The sequence below is a fragment of the Thiothrix unzii genome (assembly GCF_017901175.1).
GTDB classification, from domain to species: domain Bacteria; phylum Pseudomonadota; class Gammaproteobacteria; order Thiotrichales; family Thiotrichaceae; genus Thiothrix; species Thiothrix unzii.
Genome location: NZ_CP072793.1, coordinates 1,110,535 through 1,129,818, shown reverse-complemented (window position 1 = coordinate 1,129,818; position 19,284 = coordinate 1,110,535). Strand labels below are relative to the sequence as shown.

The following is a 19,284-nucleotide window of genomic DNA, read 5'->3' as shown; positions in this document are numbered from 1 at the left end:
AAAGCGATGAGCCAACAACCCAAACCCCATAAACCCTCTCCTGAAATCCTCGCCGCGCTGAAAGGCTGGAAAACCCATTCCGGTTTCTGGCTGAAAGCCGCTGTTGCGATTGGTCTTACTTCCGGTTTGTTGCTGATCGTGCAGGCATGGTTGCTGGCAAACGTGGTAAATGCCGTGGTGTTTGCTGAAGCTGCTTTGGTGGATGTCATGCCCAGTTTGTGGGGCTTGCTGGCATTATTTCTGCTGCGGGCAGGCTTGGCGTGGGCATCCGAACAAGCCGCGTTTCATGCTGCTGTGCAGGTCAAACTCGCCATCCGCACCCAGCTTTACCAAAAAGTGCAGCAACTCGGCCCCGCATGGCTGACGGGTGAGCGCAGTGGCGATTTGCTCAATACCCTCAGCGATGGCGTGGAGGCACTCGAAGCCTATTACGCCCGCTACATTCCCGCGATGTCGCTGATGGCACTCGTGCCGCTGGCGATATTGGTGTTCGTGCTTGCCAATGATTGGCTCTCGGCGGTGGTAATGCTGGTGACAGCCCCGCTGATTCCGGTGTTCATGATTCTGATCGGCAAAGGCACGGAAAAGCGCAACCAGCAGCAATGGCAACAACTGGCGCGGATGAGTGCGCATTTTCTCGACGTAATTCAAGGTTTAACTACCCTGAAACTGTTCAATGCCAGCCGCCGCGAAGCGCAAGTGGTGGCGCAAATTTCTGACCAATACCGTCAAAGCACTATGTCGGTATTGCGGGTCGCGTTTCTGTCCTCGTTTGTGCTGGAATTTTTTGGCACGGTTAGCATTGCCATTATTGCGGTGTTGATCGGCTTCCGCCTGTTCTGGGGCGAAATGGATTTTCTGTACGGCTTCTTTGTACTGCTGCTTGCACCCGAATTTTACCTGCCGCTGCGCAATATGGGGACGCAGTATCATGCGCGGATGGCAGCGATTGGGGCGGCGGAGAAGATGGTGGGGATGCTAGAAGAGAAAATCCCCCTCAATCCCCCTTTTTCAAAGGGGGAGGCTGGATGTGCTACTTTCCTGATTCCCCCCTTTGAAAAAGGGGGGCTAGGGGGGATTTCTCTTCAAAACCTTTCCTTCACCTACCCCGACGCTAGAACCGCCCTAAGCAATCTCTCGCTGGAAATCCACCCCAACGAAACCCTAGCCATCGTCGGCGCAAGCGGTGCTGGCAAAACCACGTTAATCAACCTGCTAATGGGTTTCCTGCAACCCCAAAGCGGGCAAATCCTCATCGGCACTACGCCGCTAACCGATATTGCTCCCGATGTATGGCGCAAGCAACTGGCATGGCTGCCGCAAAAGCCGCAACTGTTCCCCGGCACGGTTGCCGACAATATCCGCCTCGGCAACCCCACTGCAACGCTGGAACAAGTGCAAGCCGCTGCCGAACAAGCCTATGCTGCTGAATTCATCGTCAAATTGCCGCAAGGTTACGACACATTGATTGGCGAAGCGGGACAGGGGCTTTCCGGTGGACAAGTACAACGCATCGCACTGGCACGGGCATTCCTCAAGGACGCGCCGCTGGTGATCCTCGACGAAGCTACCGCCAACCTTGATCGTGCCAGCGAAACCTTGGTGCAAGCCGGAGTCGAGAGTTTGGCGCGAGGGCGCACGCTGGTAATGATTGCGCACCGTTTGCGCACCGTGCAAACCGCCGACCGAATTGTGGTGCTGGATCAGGGACAGGTGAGCGTGATCGGAACGCACGCCGAATTGCTGGTCAGTTCCCCGCTCTACCAGCAAATGCAAGCCGCTTATGGGGGTGAGGCATGAACGATTTACTGCGATTATTGCGCCTGTTCAAGCCGTATTGGAACTGGGCTGCGTTGGGCATGGGCTTGTCATTTATCACCTTGCTGGCGAATGTGGGGCTGATGGCGGTGTCGGGCTGGTTCATTACCGCGATGGCAATGGCAGGTGTCGCGGGTGTGTCGATGAACTATTTCACTCCGGCGGCGTTGATTCGGCTGGCAGCGATTGTGCGCACATCGGGGCGTTATGGCGAACGTTTGGTCACACACGAAGCCACGTTCCGCATGTTGGCGGAATTACGGGTGTGGTTTTACGAGCGCATCGAGCCGCTGGCTCCGGCGGTGTTGGAGCAGTACCGCAGTGGCGATGTATTGAGCCGCATCCGTGCCGACATTGATACGCTGAATAATGTGTACTTGCGCCTGTTAGTGCCGGTGGTGGTGGCGGCGTTGGCGACGCTGGTCTTCGTGGTGGCGTTGCTGTTTTATCACCCATTGTTGGCGTTGCTGGAGTTGAGCTTGTTGTTGGTGGCGGGCGTGTTGATCCCGTGGTTGATGAACCGTTTGGGGCATGAAGCAGGGCAACAATCGGTGGAAACGGCCGCGCAATTGCGCTCGGCTTTGGTTAACGATTTGCAGGGCATGGGTGAATTGCTGGTGTATGGCGCGGCGGATGCTCATGCCGCGCACGTTCAGCAGTTGTCGCAAACCTTGGCGGCGCAACAGCAAACCTTGAGCCGCTTGAATGGTGTGGCGCAAGGCGCGTTGGGGTTGTGTGCGAATCTGGCAATGTGGGGCATGTTGGTGCTGGCAATTCCGTTGGTGCGTGATCATGCGATAGCGCCGCCGGAATTGGCGATGTTGGCACTGTTTGCGCTGGCAAGTTTTGAAGCGGTATTGCCCTTGCCGTTGGCATTCCAGTCCTTGGGGGAAACCTTGGCGGCGGCGCGGCGTATTTTCAGTCTTGCGGATCAAGCTGCGGCGGTGACAGAACCAGCGAATCCGCTGCCTGTGCCTGAACGTTTAGATTTTGCGTTGCGGGACGTGGGGTTTCGTTATCAGTTGCAGGGTGATGCGGTGTTGGATGGTTTGACGTTGGATTTCCCGCAAGGCCACAAGCTCGCCATCGTCGGCGTAACGGGGGCGGGCAAAAGCACCTTGACCAGTTTGCTGCTACGTTTCCGTGAGCCGAGCAGTGGTGAATTGCTATTAGGTGGGCAAACTATCGCCCAATACAGCGGCGAAGCTTTGCGTCAGCACATCGCGGTCGTGCCGCAGCAAACGCATTTGTTTAACACTACCTTGCGCGAAAACTTGTTGCTGGCAAAGCGTGATGCGACGGATGCGGAACTGGAAGCGGTGTGTCGTACTGCGCTGATTCACGATTTTATTACGCAACAGCCGGAAGGGTATGCAACGTGGGTGGGCGAAACCGGCGTGCGTTTGTCCGGCGGGCAAGCCAAGCGCGTGGCGATTGCGCGTGCCTTGCTGAAACCGGCGTGGCTATTGATTCTCGATGAACCTACCGAAGGCTTAGACCCAGAAACCGCGACACAGGTGATGGCGAATATTCTCATGCATGTGGCGCGTAACGGGCAAAGCCTGTTGCTGATTACGCACCGTGCGCATGGGTTAGAGGCGATGGATCAGGTACTGCATCTGCCTTGATGGATGCGGTATGATGGCGGCGATTTTTAACCATAAACAGGAAATGCACCATGACAATCACTCGTGTAGCAGGCAACGGTGGCTTGCCGATGATCAACGTTAGCAACGACCATGCCGATGCCGTAATTTCGGTTTACGCAGGACAAGTCTTGTCCTTCACTCCCAAAGGCGCGGCGGATGTGCTGTTTGTCAGCGACAAAGCCTATTACGCCGAAGGCAAGGCGATCAAAGGCGGCGTGCCGATTTGCTGGCCTTGGTTCGGCGCAGATCCCGAAGGCAAAGGCCGCCCCGCTCACGGTTTCATGCGTAACCGCATGTGGAGCGACTGGGAAACCCGCGAAAATGCGGATGGCTCAACCACCGTGATTTTGGGCGTGGAATCTTCCCCCGAAACTTTGGCAATTTGGCCTCATGCGTTCCGTTTGGCGATGGAAGTTACCGTCGGCAAAACCTTGCAACTGGCATTGGTGACACGCAATACCGGCGATGCAGCATTCACGATTACCCAAGCGATGCACACCTATTTTGCAGTGGGTGATATTGCGCAAACGACCGTGACCGGGTTGGAAGGTACGCAATACCTCGACAAAGCCGCAGACGGCAACGGTGCTACCAAGCAGCAAGGCGGTGCAATCAGTATTGCGAGCGAAGTTGACCGCGTTTACCTCGGCGTTCCGGCGGAACTGGCGATTGTCGATGGCGCGTTGAACCGCACGATCCGCATTACTTCCAGCGGCAATAAAACGGCGGTGGTGTGGAATCCGTGGGCAAAAATCGCGGCGGGCATGGCTGATTTGCAGGACGACGACTACACCCGTTTCGTATGCGTCGAAACGACGAATGCGGCGGATGATGTGGTTAGCATTCCGGCAGGTGCGGAATTCCGTTTGGTAGCAGAATACGGGGTATAAGCGTCGCTCATGCAAATACAAGTCAGCCAACTCATCGTCAAATTCCTGCAACAGCTAGGTGTCGATACGATTTTCGGGATGCCGGGGGCGCATATTTTGCCGGTGTATGATGATTTGTATGACTCCAGCATCCAGACGGTGTTGGTCAAGCATGAGCAGGGGGCGGCATTCATGGCGGGTGGCTATGCCCGCGTGAGTGGGCGTATCGGGGCTTGCATTACTACCGCAGGCCCCGGTGCGAGTAATTTGATTACTGGCATTGCCAACGCCTACGCCGACAAGCTGCCGATGATTGTGATTACCGGCGAAGCCCCGACCCACATTTTTGGGCGCGGCGGTTTGCAGGAAAGTTCAGGCGAAGGTGGCAGCATTGACCAAACCGCACTGTTTTCGGGCGTGACCCGTTACCACAAGCTGATCGAACGCACCGATTACCTCACCAATGTGCTGAATCAGGCCGCTCGCCAACTGGTTTCCGACGTGCCGGGGCCTGTGGTATTGAGCATTCCGGTCAATGTGCAAAAGGAACTGGTCGATGTCGCGATTCTGGACAAATTGCCTACGCTGAAACCGTTACCCAAGCTGCAAATTGCCCCGCAACTGTTGGAACAATGCGCCGAAATGATCCGCCAAGCGCAACGTCCGGTGATTCTTGCGGGTTACGGTTGCCTGCAATCGGCGCAAGCGCGTGCCGAATTGCGTCGGTTCAGTGACCACCTCAATATTCCGGTTGCCACCAGTTTGAAGGGCAAGGGTGCTATTGACGAACGTTCCGAACTGTCTTTAGGCAGTCTGGGGGTCACCTCCAGCGGTCACGCCATGCACTATTTCATGGAAGAAGCCGACCTGATTATTTTGCTGGGGGCGGGCTTTAACGAGCGCACCAGCTATGTGTGGAAACAGGGCGTATTAAACCCCAGCAAAATCATTCAGGTTGACCGCAATGTGGCGCAATTGGAAAAGGTATTCAAAGCCGATTTAGCCATCCAATCTGACCTTGGTGATTTCCTCAAATCCATGAATGCCTGTTGTGTTCCGCAAGGGCTTGAGCCGAAACCGCGCCCTGATATTGCTGCTTTCAAACGCCATATTGATCAGCAAAACATTGTGCATGACATGGTGATTTTCGGGGATAAATTCGCGCTGGTGAAAACCCTGTTTGCGCGTCTGGAACAGCATTTTGACGAAGGCATTGTATTGGTCGATGACAATATTATTTTCGCGCAAAACCTTTATCGGGTGAAAGCGGATGATTTGTTTGTGCCGAATACCGGGGTATCGTCATTAGGTCACGCGATTCCTGCGGCGATTGGCGCACGCTTTGCGTTGAAAAAGCCAATGTTTGCGATTCTTGGCGATGGCGGTTTTCAAATGTGCTGCATGGAAATCATGACGGCAGTGAATTACCAGATTCCGCTGACGATTATTATGTTCAATAACCAGACTTTGGGTTTAATCCGTAAAAACCAGCACCAGCAATATGAACAGCGTTTTCTCGATTGCGATTTTCAAAACCCGGATTACGCGCTGCTGGCAAAATCGTTTGGGATTAACCATTTTAAAATTGCCAGCGATGCCGATTGCCAGCGGGTGTTTGAATTAGCTGATTTTCACCAAGGCATTAATTTGATTGAACTGATGGTGGATCAGGATGCTTACCCCAATTATTCTTCGCGCCGTTGAGATAACCATGCCTGCACACTATCACTTTATCCTCAGCATTCCAGTAGCTGACCGCCCCGCGCATTTACGCAACTGTCTGGAAAGCATTCACCAGCAACTCACCCGTTACGGCTATGACGGCGGTATTACCATTGTGGTTGCCGAAGACAGCCGCGAACCGCAACACATCGCCGCGCATCAGGCGTTGGTGGCGGAATATGGCGCGAAAGGGCTGGACGTGATCCATTTCGACCTGCCCGAACAATATCAGGTGTTGCAAAGTATCCCTGTCGCGCAACGCCAGTTCTTAGGGAATTTGCTGACTACACAACCCACTGAACGTTTTTACCGTAAAGGACAAGCCGCCAACCGCAATCTCAGTTACCTGAAAATGCTGCAACTGACGCGGAATAAAGACCGCACCTTGTATTATCTGGTGGACAGTGACCAGTTGTTTTTGCCGGAACTGGATTATTTCCATCACATTAATCAGATTTTCCAAACCAATGACATCGCCATGTTGACGGGGAAGCTGGTGGGTGATCCGCCGGTATCGCCCTCGGTGATGGCAGCGAATTTTCTGGATGATGTGAGTGCGTTTTTGCACGAAATTGCCGACTATGATCTCAATGGCGCGTGCCAGTTTCATCGGGATACGCCTGTGCCGCATGATGCTGCTTATCATGATTTGGCAAAATTATTTGGGTTTGATCAGCAGACTAGCCATTTTGATTACCCTTGCCCATTATCGGGGGTACATGATAATCAGGCGTGCCTGGAAACCTTTGCGGCACGGTTACAGGCGTTTTTCTTTGGCGAACATTTGACACGCAAGACGGTGTATCAACCGGGTGCTGACCCGTTGGCACTGACCCCGGCACGCACCATTTATCCCGGTAATTACATCGTCAATTTCGAGGGTTTGAAATACATTATTCCGTTTGGGCATTTGCGGCTGCGGATGTCGGGGCCGACGGCGGGACGGTTGATTCAAGCGGAAATTGGCGAACGGTTTGCGGCGGCGAATTTGCCGATGTTGCACAAGCGTACCACGGATGCCGATGACGGTTTTCGCCCCGGTGTGGAGCAACAACACGATGCTGCGATTGATATTTCGGATGAGTTTGAACGCCAGTTTTTTGGCGATTTAATGCTGTTTTCGGTGGTGGCATGGCTCAAACAGCACGATTTGGCGCAATTAGCCAATGCCGCTGCGGTGCAACAGGTGATGGATACGGTGGAGGCGGAATTGCTGACATTGTATGAAGCTAAACATGCGGCAGTGAATGCGCAGGTGCAAGCCTTGGAACAGTGGGTTCAACAGCCGCAGCACGGCTGGCAAGGTACGCCCGCGTTGACGCAGGTGTTGCAGTTTTTGGGGAATATTCGCCGGAACTTCAGTGAGCAGTCGCTGGCTTGGCAGCAAATCCAATCGGCTGAGCATCGGGCAAAGCGTAAGCAGCAGATGCTGGCAGCGTTGATGGGGTATCGCGGGGAGCGCGAAGTGTGGGATCAGTTGTTTTGACAAGTCTATTGCGCGGTATTACTCTTGGTATGAATTAGTACTTAAGGTAATACCAAGGAGCTAACATGAACGCTTTTGTATCGACAGTGACGCAAAAGGGACAGGTCACTATTCCCAAAAGTGTGCGGGATAATCTGCATTTAGTCACGGGAGATAAGATTGAGTTTGTCCTGAATGATCGGGGTGAGGTAGTTATTAAGCCCGTTACCCGCAAAGTGGCAGAGGTTGCCGGGTTGTTGAGCAAGTACAAAAAATCCCAGCCGGTAAGCATCGAAGCAATGGATCAGGCTGTTGCCCAATACATCAGGAATGAGGCGGTATGAGGGCTGTTGATACCAATGTGCTGGTGCGCTTTTTGGTGCAGGATGACGAAAAGCAGGCGCAAATCGCCACCCAATTATTGGCGGATGCCGAAGCTGACAAGCAACCTTTATTTATCAGCAATGTGGTCGTGTTGGAAATGATGTGGGTACTGAAAAGTGTCTATGAAGTGCCGCGTGATGAAATCCTAGACTCCCTAAGCGAATTGCTGTCTATGGTTGCGTTGGAGTTTCAGGACTCATTGAGCGTCCGCGATTTCGTTAGCAGCGCACAACACAACACCTATGATTTGGCGGATCTGCTGATTTGCCACGTAGCGCGGGGCAAAGGCTGCGATACCACGCTGACGTTTGACAAAAAAGCTGCCAAAGCACCGCATTTCACCAAACTCTAATGTCAAATTGATCACCCGTTAGGATGCGCAACATGATCATCCCTCCCGAAGAACTCGATTTCCAACCCATCCGCGCTCAAGGCTCTGGCGGGCAAAACGTCAATAAAGTCTCGACGGCGATTCACTTGCGTTTTGACATCCGCACTTCTTCATTGCCGGATAGTTGGAAAGAAAAGCTGTTGAGCTACGCGGATCAGCGCATTTCCGGCGATGGCGTGGTGGTCATCAAGGCGCAAACCCACAACAGTCAGGAAAAAAATCGTGCGGATGCACTCGAACGCTTGCAACAATTAATCGTGGACGCGACCAAAGTGCAAAAGAAGCGCAAAGCCACGCGCCCGACGTTTAGCTCGCGGCTCAAGCGGCTCGACAGCAAGAAAAAGCACAGCGACATTAAATCAGGGCGTAAAAAAGTCGATTATTAGCAATGCTGTTTGGCGTAGTGCAGCAAGAGGGTGCGGCTGCGTTGATAAGCCTGTTCTGCCTGTTGCAATAACGTCGCATCCAGTTCCACATCATCCACCGCTTCTTGAAAATCCGGTAATATTTTGCCGGTGTGAATGAGCGGTGAAGTATCCCCCGCACCGGCTATGCCTGTTTTGGCAAAGCTACCGTATTCACGCGATAACGGTTCAGCTACTCCTATCCATTGCTGTAACTGGCTTAATAAGCGGTCGGTGTCAGTACAGACTTTTTCGGTATCAAAATAGTAATAACGTTGTGGGTGTTGTTGGGCGAAATCGGCAAGGGTTTGCAGCCGTTCCAAGTAATAGTTGGTTGCCCCAGTGGGTTGCGCATACAAATCATCGCTGGATTTTTGCCGAAATAACTTAATGATACTTTTAATGGTTGGCTCAGGTTGGCGCAACGCAATAAAAATGACAGCATATTGCAACGCGGGCAGGCTTAAATTTAGCCGATAATCGTTGTGCAGCAGTTTATCAAACTGATAATGACTGTCGGGTTTTAAACTATCGTGTTGGCTGTAATCCGCAATTTGCTGGGCTAAATCCGCGTCGCTGAGGTAGCTTTGGTGCATTTCGTAATAGCCATTGATACGCGGGTGTGAGCCGATAATATGCCCCAAGGTACTGCTGTAGGCTCGCATGTGGCTGAGTAGAAAAATTCGGGAATAGCGGTCTGTCATAGTTTAAGGTTTCGCGGAATTGATGGGGGAATCAGTATGAGTTTGCCTGATTTTTATTGCCAATGTAAGTTACTTTCCTCTGTTCCGTTTACCACAACGCATCACGCCAACTCTCTGTGCCAAACCCTACAAAGGGTTCAAAAATACAATCTAACCCACTGAATAAAAAACAATTCCACAACATGGCACGCCCTTTGCTTGATCTTCCTCATTTGGCACAAGGAGCACGACATGACCGATACCGACCTCACCCTCGACCTCGAAGAACTGGTCAGCGCGGAAGACTTCCTCAACTACTTCGACATCGCGTTTGACCAGACTGTGGTGCATGTCAACCGCCTGCACATCCTGCAACGCTTCCACAACTACCTGACGAAAGAGCCAGTCGCCAGCGACGACGATGCCTTGCGCGAGCAATACACCCGCCTGCTCTCCAAGGCGTATACCGACTTCGTGGACTCCGATGCCAAGACCGAAAAAGTGCTGAAAGTCTACCGCATGAACGAGCCACAAACCGCTTTCGTCACGCTGGAAAGCCTGTTCGGGAAGGGGTAACGCCATGCCCCAATACGAATACGGCGCGAAAGTGCGCGTGATCCGCAATGTGCGTGACGATGGCACGTTTTACGGCGCAACCATCGGCAATATGCTGGTAAAGCGCGGCAGTGTCGGCTACGTGCGCGATGTCGGCACGTTCCTGCAAGACCAGATCATCTACTCGGTACATTTCCTCGACGAACAAAAAACAGTCGGTTGCCGCGAAGAAGAACTGATCGGCGGTGATGACCCGTGGGAACCCAGCCTCTACCAATTCCGCGACAAAGTGACCACCAAAGTCACCCTCTCCATTGAAGGTGAAGTCATCGCCAACCCCGGCGATGTCGGCGAAATCCTCAAAGTGATCAGCGGCTTACCCACAGGCTTCGCCTACCATGTGCGCTTCCCCGGACGCACGTTGCAAGTCCCCGAAAAGCTGCTGGAGGAAGTCCCCGATGCCTAACCTAAGTTTCGCCATCATGGGCAAGCCGCCCGCCTACCGCTACCACCTGCTGCGTAACGCGCTGGAAGCTTTTCAGAAAAATTTGCCGCATCTGGATGAAAAGGAATTCAACCGCGTCTGCCAACGCGCTGACCGCAGTTTTCACCTCGAATCACTCGCCCTGCAAAGCCCCGAAGCCAGCCAAATCATCATCCAGCCCGAACGGGTCGATATGGCACTGCAAGAAATCGCCGACCGCTACCCCAACGACGAAGACTTCACCCTCGACCTCAGCCAGAACGGTCTGACCCCCGACACCCTGCGCCAAGCCCTGCAACGCGAACTGTTGTTCGACGGCATCCTGCAAAAAATCGCTGCCCGCAGCATCACCATCGGCGACATCGACGTGCAGCTTTACTACGAGATGAACCGCGAACGTTTCATGCAGCCAGAAACGCGGCTGGTGCGGCAAATCCTCATCACCGTCAACAACGATTACGCCGAAAACCAGTACGACACCGTGCTGCAACGCATCCGCAGTATCGCCGCCCAAGCCACGGGCAATGCCAAACAATTCGGCAAACTGGCACGCCAATATTCCGAATGCCCCACCGCGATGGAAGGCGGCAAACTTGGCAACCTGCCCTACGGCAAACTCTACCCGCAACTCGATGCCGCGCTGTTCGCCCTCAGTGCGGGGCAAGTCAGCGCCCCCATCGAAACCGAACTCGGTTTCCACCTATTGCTGTGCGAACACATTTACCCCGCACAACAAGTGTCACTGACCAAGGCCAAAGCGCAAATCCGTACCCAGTTGCAAGAACGCGCCCAACGCAACTGCCAGAAAGAATGGTTAAAGCAATTGCAAGCCACCACCCCAGAGGTATCCCCATGAGCGATAAAACAGCCGCCTGTTCCTTCTGCGGACAAGAGCAAACCGCGCACATCCCGCTGATTGCCGGAATGAACGGACACATTTGCGAAGCCTGCGTGCGCCTTGCCCACCAAGTCATCAGCACCTGGAGCCGCAAGCGCAGCATGAGCGAACCGCTCAAAACGCCACCGAAACCGCTGCAAATCAAGGCGATCCTTGACGGCTACGTGATCGGGCAAGACACCGCCAAAGAAACCTTGGCCGTCGCGGTCTACAACCATTTCAAACGCCTCAATCTGGAAACCGACAAGCCGCGCATTTGCACCCGCACCGACAAATCGGTGGTCGAACTCGACAAATCCAATATCCTGCTACTGGGGCCTTCCGGCACAGGCAAAACCCTGCTGGCAAGCACCTTGGCGCGGATCGTGGGCGTACCGTTCGTCATCGCCGATGCCACCACCCTGACGCAAGCGGGTTACGTCGGTGAAGACGTGGAAAGCATCATTGCCCGCCTGCTCGACAGCGCCGACGGCAACAAGGAACTGGCGGAATGGGGTATCGTTTACATCGACGAAATCGACAAACTTGCCCGCAGCGGTGAAAACTCGCACGGAACCCGCGATGTCGGCGGCGAAGGCGTGCAACAAGCCCTGCTCAAGCTGGTAGAAGGCACGACCGTCAAAGTCCCCGCCAAAGGCCGCAAAGACCAAGCCCCGGTAATGCTCGACACCCGCAATATCCTGTTCATCGTCGGCGGCGCATTCTCCGGTCTGGAAAAGCTGCTGGAAAAACGCCTGAAACCGGGCGCAAAAGGCATCGGTTTCCACGCCGCACACGGCAATCCGACCGATGGTAGAGACGCAAAATTTTGCGTCTCTATGGTATTGGGCGAAGTGCAACCGGAAGACTTGCGCCATTTCGGGCTGATCCCCGAATTCATCGGACGTTTCCCGGTCATCACTGCGCTGCACGAACTCGACGAAGACGCGCTGGTACGCATCCTCACCGAACCACAAAACGCCCTGATTAAGCAATACCAACAACTGTTCGCGCTGGATAATGCGGAGTTGGAGTTCACCAACGATGCACTGCGGGCGATTGCACAAAAGGCGATTGCCCACGGCACGGGTGCACGCGGTTTACGTGGCGTGCTGGAAACCTTGTTGCGCAAGTTGATGTTTACCTTGCCATCGGAAGAAAATGTGGCGCGGTGTGTGGTGACAGAAGACGTAGTGAAGGGCGAAATTGAGGTTGTGCTGGAATACCGTTTACCCGACACCTCAGACAGCGTGGCGGAAGAATCAGAATCTGGATTAATACCTCAAACCACTGTGGGTTAATGTATACTTTCTAATCCATTTTCACCCGCAGAAACGCCCGTATGACTGCCATCACTGCCGAAACCCTCCCGCCGCCGCTGGTCTGGATCACCAAAACCACGCGGGCGGGAGATACCAACGCACGCATCGGCATCGCCGAACACCTGAGCGATACTTGGTCAGAATTGGAGATGCCCAGTGAATTTTGTACACCGGAACAAGTGAAAGCGCGATTATTGCGAGCAAACCTTATCAGGCCGGATGCGTTGAAATGGCCTGATGTATTAATCGGGCCGTGCTTTCATATTCCATATATGCAGGTTATTAAAACGTTATCCGGTGGTAAAACCGTCGTGGTTGCTTTACGTCCGCCGGTACGCGGCTTACAGATTAAAGCCCAACAAACGGATATTGATAATACCGATATTATCGTCAGCTACCCATATCACAATAACGACAACATCCCTAATCTTTTATTGTGTGAAACCGTCGCCAACCGCATAAGGGATAAACAATTGCGTCAAGCAAAATCGCGCTGGGCTAAAGACTTTGCGCCATTCATTAATAAAGGCACTGTTATCGGCTTACTGATGGGCGGCGATGTCGGGGATAAACGCCGGATTTTTTCACCCGCCATTGCGAAAAATCTGGGTAAAACTATCAACGAAATCGCCACACGCATGAAATCCACGTTAATCATCAGTGTATCTGCGAGGACATCACAAGAAAGTCAGGATGCGCTATGTTCACAAATCAGCGTTCCTTATTATTTGTATGACCCAAAACAAACGACTGGAGATAATCCTTATTTCGGCATTTTAGGAAGTGTGGATTATCTCGTGGTGACAGCGGATTCTATATCCATGTGCAGTGAAGCTGCGAGTAGCGGCAAACCCGTTTATATTTTCCATGATCCCGATATTGTGGAAGCTACCCATAATCAAGTTGTCTCTTTTCTAATAAAAAAAGGTCACGCCAGATTATTGAATAAGACTACCGATTTGGAAAATTTTTCCTATACACCAAGCAATAGCGCACAAATCATTGCCAGCAATGTTCAACGTATTCTGAATAGCCGGAAAAATTAAGGGAACCTCTAAAAACCCACTGATACCCGTACAAATGTGAGAAAATGCTCACCTGAGCCAACGACCCCGTTACTAGCCATGCCCAAGAAAAGTGCCATCAAAACCAGTCTGTTTGCCGCCGAAGAGCGTGAACAGAAACTCGACCGCAAGGGCGACTTGCTGTCCACGCTGAACCAGCACGTCAACTTTGTCGCCTTGGCAGCAGAAATCGACCACTATGCCGCGTCAATTACTTTGTCCGGTCGGCGACAACTATCTTGTCCGGTTAGTTGTCGTGTGAAAGTGGGTTAGTTTTGCCTCCTGTTCATGGCAGATTGTCGGCGGTAACTCTCCCCTTGGCATTCCAAAATGGTGGCATGGTGGACGAGCCGATCAATGGCGGCGACGGTCATCATGTTGTCCTCAAATATTTGCCCCCATTCGCTGAAGGGATGGTTGGAGGTGATGATGAGTGAGCCAGTTTCATAGCGGTGGGCAATCAGTTCAAACAGCACTTGGGTTTCTTGGTTGCTCTTTTTGACATAGCCGATGTCATCCAGCAGCAACACTTCGTAACGGTCAAGGCGCAGCAACATCTCTGCCAGCAACAGTTTTTCCTTAGCCTGCTGCAATTGCTGGACGAGAGCGGTGGCACTGAAGAATTTGGCGCGGAAGCCCTTTTCCAGCAAGCCTGCGGCGATGCCGCACGCCAGATGGGTTTTGCCGATGCCACTGGGGCCGAACAGCAGCAGGTTATGCGCCTGTTTGACCCATTGGGGTTGCTCGACCAATGCCTTGACTTGGTTGGCCTTGATGCCGTGGACTGCGCTAAAGTCAAAGTGTGACAGGCGTTTGCCTGCGGGTAACTGGGCTTCGTGCAAGTAACGTTTCAGGCGTTGTTGGTAGCGTTCATTGACTTCTTCCTCACACAATGCGGCAAGGTATTGTTGTGGCAACCATTGCCCGTCCAACGCCTGTTGCGCGAGTGCTTCCCAACACTTGCCGATGGTGGACAAGCGCAGTTCCTTCAACAAGATGGGCAGTGCTTCCAAGCTAGCCATGGGCAACCCCTGTAACACCCAAGAGGGCATCGTAAGCTGCCAATGGCACAGTATGCGACTGGATCAGCGGGACACCGCTGGGGGTTTCCGGGGCGAACCGCTCACGGCACTGCGCAATGCTGGGCAACGCGGAGCTGTGCAGGTGTTGCATGACAAACTGCCCGATGGCCAACTCTTGACCTGACTGGGCAGCCAAATACAGCAGCTTGACTAGGTAACGGCTGGCCTCTGTGGGTGGCAAAGTGGCATCCACCTGCGCCCAGATGGCCTTGTAGTCGGCGTTAGGCAATAGGTCATCGCGGATTTGTGAACAGCGGAACGCTTGAGGCTTACGCACCAACGAATCAATCACATGGCGGTAATTGACGCAACGCCCATTGCCGCCTTTGGGTGCATACAAGCGCGGCAGTGTCAGCAAATGGACGGTGCTGTGGTACAACTCCAGCCGTTCGTCATAGGCCAGCAACAACAATGGCGTACCCACCCACTGGGAAGGGACGGTGTAAGTGATGCGTTTGAAGCGGATGGTACTGCTGCTGGAAACCATAACCGGGTGTTCTGCATAGTCATTGGTGCGTTGCCGGGGTAACGGGCGCAAATGCGGCTTCTCCTCCTCAAAGCGTGTCCGACACGCCTTGTTGATGACCAACACCACCTGATCCACAAACGCTTGGTAATCCGCCAGTGCGTCAAAATCGGCGGAACCCCGCAACAGTAATGCTTGTGCCACCCGGCGTTTAAAATGCCCGTGGGCAGCTTCCACTGCCCCGTTTTCATGGGCAACGCCCTTGTTGTTGCGGCTGGCCTTGACGTGGTAATGGCGGCACAACGCCGCGTAACGTCGGGTCAGGGTCTGTTCTTCAACCAAATTGTTGTAGGCCGCACTCAGGCTGTCGGTACGGTGCTCGCGGGGTGTGCCGCCGCTGCGCCACCATGCATCCTGCAAGCCGGTCGCCAATGCCTCATAGCTCTCGCCACCACAAATGACCTTCACGTGGCACCAGCCGCTGTAGACCAGCCGGTAATGGTAAAAGCGGTGGGCAAACGCTTCCCCCTTGAGCGTGATCCCGTTGGGCTTGAGTTGGGTAAAGTCAGAAATACCTTGCTGCCCCGGTTCATGGTGCTGCAAAAACATCACCTCCAGCGGTTTGCCGTGTTGCAGCTTCCACGCCTTGATGCGGCGTTGTAAGGTGCGTTCCACCTTGCTGTCATACTGGTCGGGGTAACGCTGGCACACGTATTCCCACAAGGTCTTGGGCAACAGTTCAGGGTTGTCTTGCAGTAAGGGAACCAGCTCACTTTCCCAAACACCCGCCAGTGGGTCAGTACGGGTACGCCAGCTTCGTGGGGCTGGCTGTCCGCCGGGTGGGACATGGCTGGGTTGTTCAAGACGGCGGCCTGTCCGTTCGGAAAGGCCAGCCTTAACGGCGGCACTCACTTGCGTGAGTCCTGCTTCTCGGAGTTTCATATAGAGCCTGTATTGTTGAGTATTGGTCGGGAATCCAGGCATCGGTTTCTCCTTAGAGAAATACGCCTGAGTCTACCAACTCAACCGGCCACCGTAATTGTCGCCGACCGGACAAGATAATTGTCGCGGAATACGACCACATCGCCCCACGCCCAAGTGACAAGCGAGGAGGTCGTCCGCCCTATCCTACGGAACTGATGGTACGGATCTTGGTATTGCAACACCTGTACAACCTGTCGGACGAGGCATTGGAATACCAATTACTTGACCGACTGTCGTTCCAACGCTTCTGTGGCCTGCGGCACTCCAGCACGATCCCGGATGCCAACACTTTGTGGGTATTCCGTGAACGGATCAGCGCGGCAGGTGGTGCGGATGCGCTGTTTGATGCCGTCCAACGGCAGTTACAACAGCACGGTTTTATTGCCCGTGGTGGTCAAATCGTCGATGCCACACTAGTGGAAGCCCCTAAACAACATTTCCACAAAGAAGAAAAAGCGCTGTTGGAACAAGCGGCAACACCCGCTGACTGGACACCTGCCCAACGTCGCCAAAAGGATACGGAAGCAAGCTGGACGAAGAAACACGGCAAAAGCTACCACGGCTACAAACTCAGTATCAGTGCCGATCGGAAATACAAACTCATCCGCAAACGCCACATCAGCACTGCCAAAGAACATGACACCAACCATTTTGAAGCGGTGCTTGACCGAGCCAACACCAGCCGTAACGTATGGGCGGACAAAGGTTATGAAGACCAATCCCGTGAACAACGCCTCAACCAAGGTAGCTGGCGGTTACACATCCAGCACAAAGCCAAAAAAGGCAAGCCGCAATCCGACTGCCAGAAGCGCCGCAACACCCGCATCGCTAGACACCGCGCACGGGTTGAGCATGTGTTTGGGTCAATCTGTGCGATGGGTGGCAAAGCCATCCGCAGCATTGGGTTGGCACGGGCAGTATTCGGCCTCAGCATCAAGGCAACCGTGTATAACCTGCGTCGGCTTTGTTCGCTCAAAGAGGGTGGAGTTGTGCCCATTTGACGGGAAAATCCCTGAAAAAGCCGCAAAAATGCGGGAAAACAACCTGAAAATTGAGATGGATTGGTATTTTTCTAACAAAACGCCGATAGGCCAACGCTAACCACTGCAATATGCCGGGTTTTTAGAGGTTCCCTTAAATAAACGGGCTGAATCCGCGTACTTTTCCCGGCGCGTGAGCCACCACCCCAGAAATCAGGATAATCACCACAAATAGTTCCGCCCTCCACAGCGGTAACAAACTGGCAAGCAACAATAAAAACAGCTTGAAGATGACAACCATCCCTTTCAGTTGCAGCAACCAGCGTCCGTTTTCCCACACATACAACAGCACCAACAGGCTGCCAGTGGTGATGGCGAGTTGCCAAAACGGTTGGTATTGCGCCTTGGGCAAGTCAAACAGGAAGCCGCCGCTGATACCGGCGATGCCGACCAAATGCAGGCTGCGCATGAGGATGTTTACCCAGCGGTAGCCGGGGTAAGAGCGCGGTTTGGAAGGAAACAGGAGGTGTTGCCAGTGTGTCATGAGCGATTTATAGCAGATTATGGGGTGCATTCAAACGTGGTTAAATGCTCATGCATTATCTAACAGATTGTTTATTCATGATATTTTCAATAATTCGTTGACTATTTTCCAATGCCCAATACCAATCAGTATAAACCGGAGGATTTCCACTGAGCCATTCAGCAAAATATGTTACATCTCTCAAACGTTCCAAATCTGCGGCTTCAGTTTCAGTAAGTCGGTTATTACTTTGAACTAACGAAATGAGGTCTCTTAATGAAGGAGAGTCACCTAAATGATGCTTTTTGAGAGCAATGGCACTCAATCCTTTCCTCATCAGCATCCTTGCAAGGACGAGAGTAGCCCATTCATTCGCTGCAACTGAGTCAAAAATAGACTGTAATTCTTTTTTGTTCAGATAGTTACCGTGCATGGCTTTGCTTATGGATGCAGTTACCGTAGCTTTCTCAAACTCGAAACCATCCTTTCCCAATTTGATACGCTGTACATCATTTCGCATCATAATACTTTTTAGATCATTCCATATGACGATCAAGAATGGGCTGAAAACAAGTACAAATGCCTCCCACGACAAAGGACTCTTACCTGACGAAATGCTGATATATAAATGACCAAAAAGTAGTGAAACTATGATCAACAAGAAGATCAAAATTCTATAGTCACGCATGATGTGAATCTGCCCAGTAGATTAAATTAGACGAGTTTTTAGTCTAGCAGTCAGTATATGGTTTTGCCTAATCGACGATGACTCTTCACCAATCAAAAACAACCCTCAATCGCTGTGATGCAATCGACATGGATCGGCAACAAGCTACTCCCCCAACGCAGGTAACAAACGAGGGTCGCCCTTGATGTCATCACCCTTGCCCCACACGGTCACCGCCTCCACAAACCACTTACTTTTGGTCGGATGCGGCTGCAACACGTCGTATTCGGCGAAGAACGTCCCATCCGCATGGAACAGCAACGAACCTGTTTTGTAGCCGCTGGTGGGATGCATCCATACCCCCAGCAGCGAATCCAGCCCCGAAAAGGTGTCGCGTTGCAGGCTGTATTGCACATGGCTACCCAGCGTCACATCGGCACGTTCCGGCGGAAAACCCAGCTTGAGGATTTGCCGATTGAGTTCCTGACAGATCACATCAGCTTGCGCCACATTCTGGAGGATTTTCTCTGCCAAATGATCGTTCATGGTTAGCCCCAATGCTCAGCAGGCATCAATAAACTTTCCACCGGCTTGCCACCCACCAGATGTTGGTCGATGACCGCAGGAATATCTGCCTGCGTAATGCCGCGATACATCACCCCTTCCGGGTACACCAGCACGCTAACTCCCTGATTGCATGGCCCCATGCAGCCAGTAGAGGTAACTTGCACCTTGTTGTACAACCCCCGCTGATCCAGTTCCATACTGAACGCAGCAAATACCAAGAACGCATCCCGATCAGCTCCGCACGAACCGCGTGGATGCCCGTGCGGACGTTGCTGGGTACAAATGAAAACGTGTTTCTCTGGCTTCGCCATTACCTACTCCTTGTTGC

At 53.0% G+C, this 19,284-nt stretch carries 21 protein-coding genes and 1 pseudogene; 15 read left to right on the top strand and 7 right to left on the bottom strand.

Annotation, left to right across the window (positions count from 1 at the left end; translation table 11 throughout):
- Window positions 1-6 precede the first annotated feature (6 nt).
- The 8 genes from cydD (at window position 7) to arfB (ending at window position 8,684) form a co-directional block, all read left to right on the top strand.
- The gene (cydD, locus tag J9260_RS05850) at window positions 7-1,800 is read left to right on the top strand and encodes a thiol reductant ABC exporter subunit CydD (RefSeq protein WP_210220086.1); all 1,794 of its coding nucleotides are present in this window, start codon (window positions 7-9) and stop codon (window positions 1,798-1,800) included.
- Window positions 1,797-3,446 carry a thiol reductant ABC exporter subunit CydC gene (gene cydC, locus J9260_RS05845; RefSeq protein ID WP_210220085.1) on the top strand — a complete coding sequence of 550 codons (1,650 nt, stop codon included), beginning with the start codon at window positions 1,797-1,799 and terminating at the stop codon, window positions 3,444-3,446. Before cydD ends, cydC begins: the two co-directional genes overlap by 4 nt.
- 50 nt (window positions 3,447-3,496) lie before the next feature.
- Window positions 3,497-4,357 (top strand): D-hexose-6-phosphate mutarotase, encoded by an 861-nt coding sequence (locus J9260_RS05840; RefSeq protein WP_210220084.1) that lies wholly within the window; start codon window positions 3,497-3,499, stop codon window positions 4,355-4,357.
- A gap of 9 nt (window positions 4,358-4,366) precedes the next feature.
- On the top strand, window positions 4,367-6,040 hold the full coding sequence (locus J9260_RS05835; protein ID WP_210220083.1) for a thiamine pyrophosphate-binding protein: 1,674 nt from the start codon (window positions 4,367-4,369) through the stop codon (window positions 6,038-6,040).
- A 7-nt stretch (window positions 6,041-6,047) separates the two neighbouring features.
- Window positions 6,048-7,544, top strand: a complete 1,497-nt coding sequence (locus J9260_RS05830; protein ID WP_210220082.1) for a hypothetical protein — start codon at window positions 6,048-6,050, stop codon at window positions 7,542-7,544.
- A 65-nt stretch (window positions 7,545-7,609) separates the two neighbouring features.
- Window positions 7,610-7,867 carry an AbrB/MazE/SpoVT family DNA-binding domain-containing protein gene (locus J9260_RS05825; protein ID WP_210220081.1) on the top strand — a complete coding sequence of 86 codons (258 nt, stop codon included), beginning with the start codon at window positions 7,610-7,612 and terminating at the stop codon, window positions 7,865-7,867.
- A complete protein-coding gene (locus tag J9260_RS05820; protein WP_210220080.1) occupies window positions 7,864-8,259 on the top strand; it encodes a type II toxin-antitoxin system VapC family toxin in 396 nt (131 codons plus the stop codon). Before J9260_RS05825 ends, J9260_RS05820 begins: the two co-directional genes overlap by 4 nt.
- A 32-nt stretch (window positions 8,260-8,291) precedes the next feature.
- The gene (gene arfB / locus J9260_RS05815) at window positions 8,292-8,684 is read left to right on the top strand and encodes an alternative ribosome rescue aminoacyl-tRNA hydrolase ArfB (protein WP_246499657.1); all 393 of its coding nucleotides are present in this window, start codon (window positions 8,292-8,294) and stop codon (window positions 8,682-8,684) included.
- Here the strand turns inward: arfB and J9260_RS05810 are convergent.
- Entirely contained in the window at window positions 8,681-9,406 is a 726-nt protein-coding gene (locus tag J9260_RS05810; RefSeq protein ID WP_210220078.1) for a hypothetical protein, read from the bottom strand. The two genes, arfB and J9260_RS05810, sit on opposite strands and share 4 nt — an antisense overlap.
- 231 nt (window positions 9,407-9,637) lie before the next feature.
- Between J9260_RS05810 and nifW the strand changes: the two genes are divergently transcribed.
- The 6 genes from nifW to J9260_RS05780 all read left to right on the top strand — a co-directional run bounded on the left by nifW (window position 9,638) and on the right by J9260_RS05780 (window position 13,960).
- Complete coding sequence (nifW, locus tag J9260_RS05805; RefSeq protein WP_210220077.1) at window positions 9,638-9,961, top strand: nitrogenase-stabilizing/protective protein NifW; 324 nt, start codon at window positions 9,638-9,640, stop codon at window positions 9,959-9,961.
- Window positions 9,962-9,965: 4 nt separating this feature from the next.
- Window positions 9,966-10,406: a nitrogen fixation protein NifZ gene (locus J9260_RS05800; protein ID WP_210220076.1), complete on the top strand. Its 441-nt coding sequence runs from the start codon at window positions 9,966-9,968 to the stop codon at window positions 10,404-10,406.
- Entirely contained in the window at window positions 10,399-11,280 is an 882-nt protein-coding gene (nifM, locus tag J9260_RS05795; protein WP_210220075.1) for a nitrogen fixation protein NifM, read from the top strand. Before J9260_RS05800 ends, nifM begins: the two co-directional genes overlap by 8 nt.
- Complete coding sequence (gene clpX, locus J9260_RS05790; RefSeq protein WP_210220074.1) at window positions 11,277-12,602, top strand: ATP-dependent Clp protease ATP-binding subunit ClpX; 1,326 nt, start codon at window positions 11,277-11,279, stop codon at window positions 12,600-12,602. The genes nifM and clpX overlap by 4 nt, the downstream gene beginning before the upstream one ends.
- A gap of 41 nt (window positions 12,603-12,643) precedes the next feature.
- Entirely contained in the window at window positions 12,644-13,669 is a 1,026-nt protein-coding gene (locus J9260_RS05785; RefSeq protein WP_210220073.1) for an ELM1/GtrOC1 family putative glycosyltransferase, read from the top strand.
- 78 nt (window positions 13,670-13,747) lie between these two features.
- Window positions 13,748-13,960, top strand: a complete 213-nt coding sequence (locus J9260_RS05780; RefSeq protein WP_210220072.1) for a hypothetical protein — start codon at window positions 13,748-13,750, stop codon at window positions 13,958-13,960.
- Here J9260_RS05780 and istB read toward each other — a convergent pair.
- Window positions 13,957-14,709, bottom strand: a complete 753-nt coding sequence (gene istB / locus J9260_RS05775) for an IS21-like element helper ATPase IstB (protein WP_210218027.1) — start codon at window positions 14,707-14,709, stop codon at window positions 13,957-13,959. The two genes, J9260_RS05780 and istB, sit on opposite strands and share 4 nt — an antisense overlap.
- Window positions 14,702-16,219 carry an IS21 family transposase gene (istA, locus tag J9260_RS05770; RefSeq protein WP_210218028.1) on the bottom strand — a complete coding sequence of 506 codons (1,518 nt, stop codon included), beginning with the start codon at window positions 16,217-16,219 and terminating at the stop codon, window positions 14,702-14,704. The genes istB and istA overlap by 8 nt, the downstream gene beginning before the upstream one ends.
- A gap of 92 nt (window positions 16,220-16,311) precedes the next feature.
- On the opposite strand from istA, the pseudogene J9260_RS05765 reads away from it, so the two are divergent.
- Window positions 16,312-17,220 (top strand): annotated as a pseudogene (locus J9260_RS05765) (IS5 family transposase); the annotation flags it as partial.
- 133 nt (window positions 17,221-17,353) lie between these two features.
- Here J9260_RS05765 and J9260_RS05760 read toward each other — a convergent pair.
- The 4 genes from J9260_RS05760 to J9260_RS05745 form a co-directional block, all read right to left on the bottom strand.
- Complete coding sequence (locus tag J9260_RS05760; protein WP_246499655.1) at window positions 17,354-17,743, bottom strand: hypothetical protein; 390 nt, start codon at window positions 17,741-17,743, stop codon at window positions 17,354-17,356.
- 55 nt (window positions 17,744-17,798) lie between these two features.
- Window positions 17,799-18,410, bottom strand: coding sequence for a hypothetical protein (locus J9260_RS05755; protein ID WP_210220070.1), 612 nt, complete (start codon window positions 18,408-18,410; stop codon window positions 17,799-17,801).
- Window positions 18,411-18,554: 144 nt separating this feature from the next.
- A complete protein-coding gene (locus J9260_RS05750) occupies window positions 18,555-18,935 on the bottom strand; it encodes a hypothetical protein (protein ID WP_210220069.1) in 381 nt (126 codons plus the stop codon).
- A 2-nt stretch (window positions 18,936-18,937) separates the two neighbouring features.
- Window positions 18,938-19,267 carry a (2Fe-2S) ferredoxin domain-containing protein gene (locus tag J9260_RS05745; RefSeq protein WP_210220068.1) on the bottom strand — a complete coding sequence of 110 codons (330 nt, stop codon included), beginning with the start codon at window positions 19,265-19,267 and terminating at the stop codon, window positions 18,938-18,940.
- Window positions 19,268-19,284: the final 17 nt, after the last annotated feature.

Coding starts and splice junctions, on each gene's coding strand:
- cydD (WP_210220086.1), top strand. CDS start 7: ATGAGCCAACAACCCAAACCCCATAAACCCTCTCCTGAAATCCTCGCC.
- cydC (WP_210220085.1), top strand. CDS start 1,797: ATGAACGATTTACTGCGATTATTGCGCCTGTTCAAGCCGTATTGGAAC.
- J9260_RS05840 (WP_210220084.1), top strand. CDS start 3,497: ATGACAATCACTCGTGTAGCAGGCAACGGTGGCTTGCCGATGATCAAC.
- J9260_RS05835 (WP_210220083.1), top strand. CDS start 4,367: ATGCAAATACAAGTCAGCCAACTCATCGTCAAATTCCTGCAACAGCTA.
- J9260_RS05830 (WP_210220082.1), top strand. CDS start 6,048: ATGCCTGCACACTATCACTTTATCCTCAGCATTCCAGTAGCTGACCGC.
- J9260_RS05825 (WP_210220081.1), top strand. CDS start 7,610: ATGAACGCTTTTGTATCGACAGTGACGCAAAAGGGACAGGTCACTATT.
- J9260_RS05820 (WP_210220080.1), top strand. CDS start 7,864: ATGAGGGCTGTTGATACCAATGTGCTGGTGCGCTTTTTGGTGCAGGAT.
- arfB (WP_246499657.1), top strand. CDS start 8,292: ATGATCATCCCTCCCGAAGAACTCGATTTCCAACCCATCCGCGCTCAA.
- J9260_RS05810 (WP_210220078.1), bottom strand. CDS start 9,406: ATGACAGACCGCTATTCCCGAATTTTTCTACTCAGCCACATGCGAGCC.
- nifW (WP_210220077.1), top strand. CDS start 9,638: ATGACCGATACCGACCTCACCCTCGACCTCGAAGAACTGGTCAGCGCG.
- J9260_RS05800 (WP_210220076.1), top strand. CDS start 9,966: ATGCCCCAATACGAATACGGCGCGAAAGTGCGCGTGATCCGCAATGTG.
- nifM (WP_210220075.1), top strand. CDS start 10,399: ATGCCTAACCTAAGTTTCGCCATCATGGGCAAGCCGCCCGCCTACCGC.
- clpX (WP_210220074.1), top strand. CDS start 11,277: ATGAGCGATAAAACAGCCGCCTGTTCCTTCTGCGGACAAGAGCAAACC.
- J9260_RS05785 (WP_210220073.1), top strand. CDS start 12,644: ATGACTGCCATCACTGCCGAAACCCTCCCGCCGCCGCTGGTCTGGATC.
- J9260_RS05780 (WP_210220072.1), top strand. CDS start 13,748: ATGCCCAAGAAAAGTGCCATCAAAACCAGTCTGTTTGCCGCCGAAGAG.
- istB (WP_210218027.1), bottom strand. CDS start 14,709: ATGGCTAGCTTGGAAGCACTGCCCATCTTGTTGAAGGAACTGCGCTTG.
- istA (WP_210218028.1), bottom strand. CDS start 16,219: ATGCCTGGATTCCCGACCAATACTCAACAATACAGGCTCTATATGAAA.
- J9260_RS05760 (WP_246499655.1), bottom strand. CDS start 17,743: ATGACACACTGGCAACACCTCCTGTTTCCTTCCAAACCGCGCTCTTAC.
- J9260_RS05755 (WP_210220070.1), bottom strand. CDS start 18,410: ATGCGTGACTATAGAATTTTGATCTTCTTGTTGATCATAGTTTCACTA.
- J9260_RS05750 (WP_210220069.1), bottom strand. CDS start 18,935: ATGAACGATCATTTGGCAGAGAAAATCCTCCAGAATGTGGCGCAAGCT.
- J9260_RS05745 (WP_210220068.1), bottom strand. CDS start 19,267: ATGGCGAAGCCAGAGAAACACGTTTTCATTTGTACCCAGCAACGTCCG.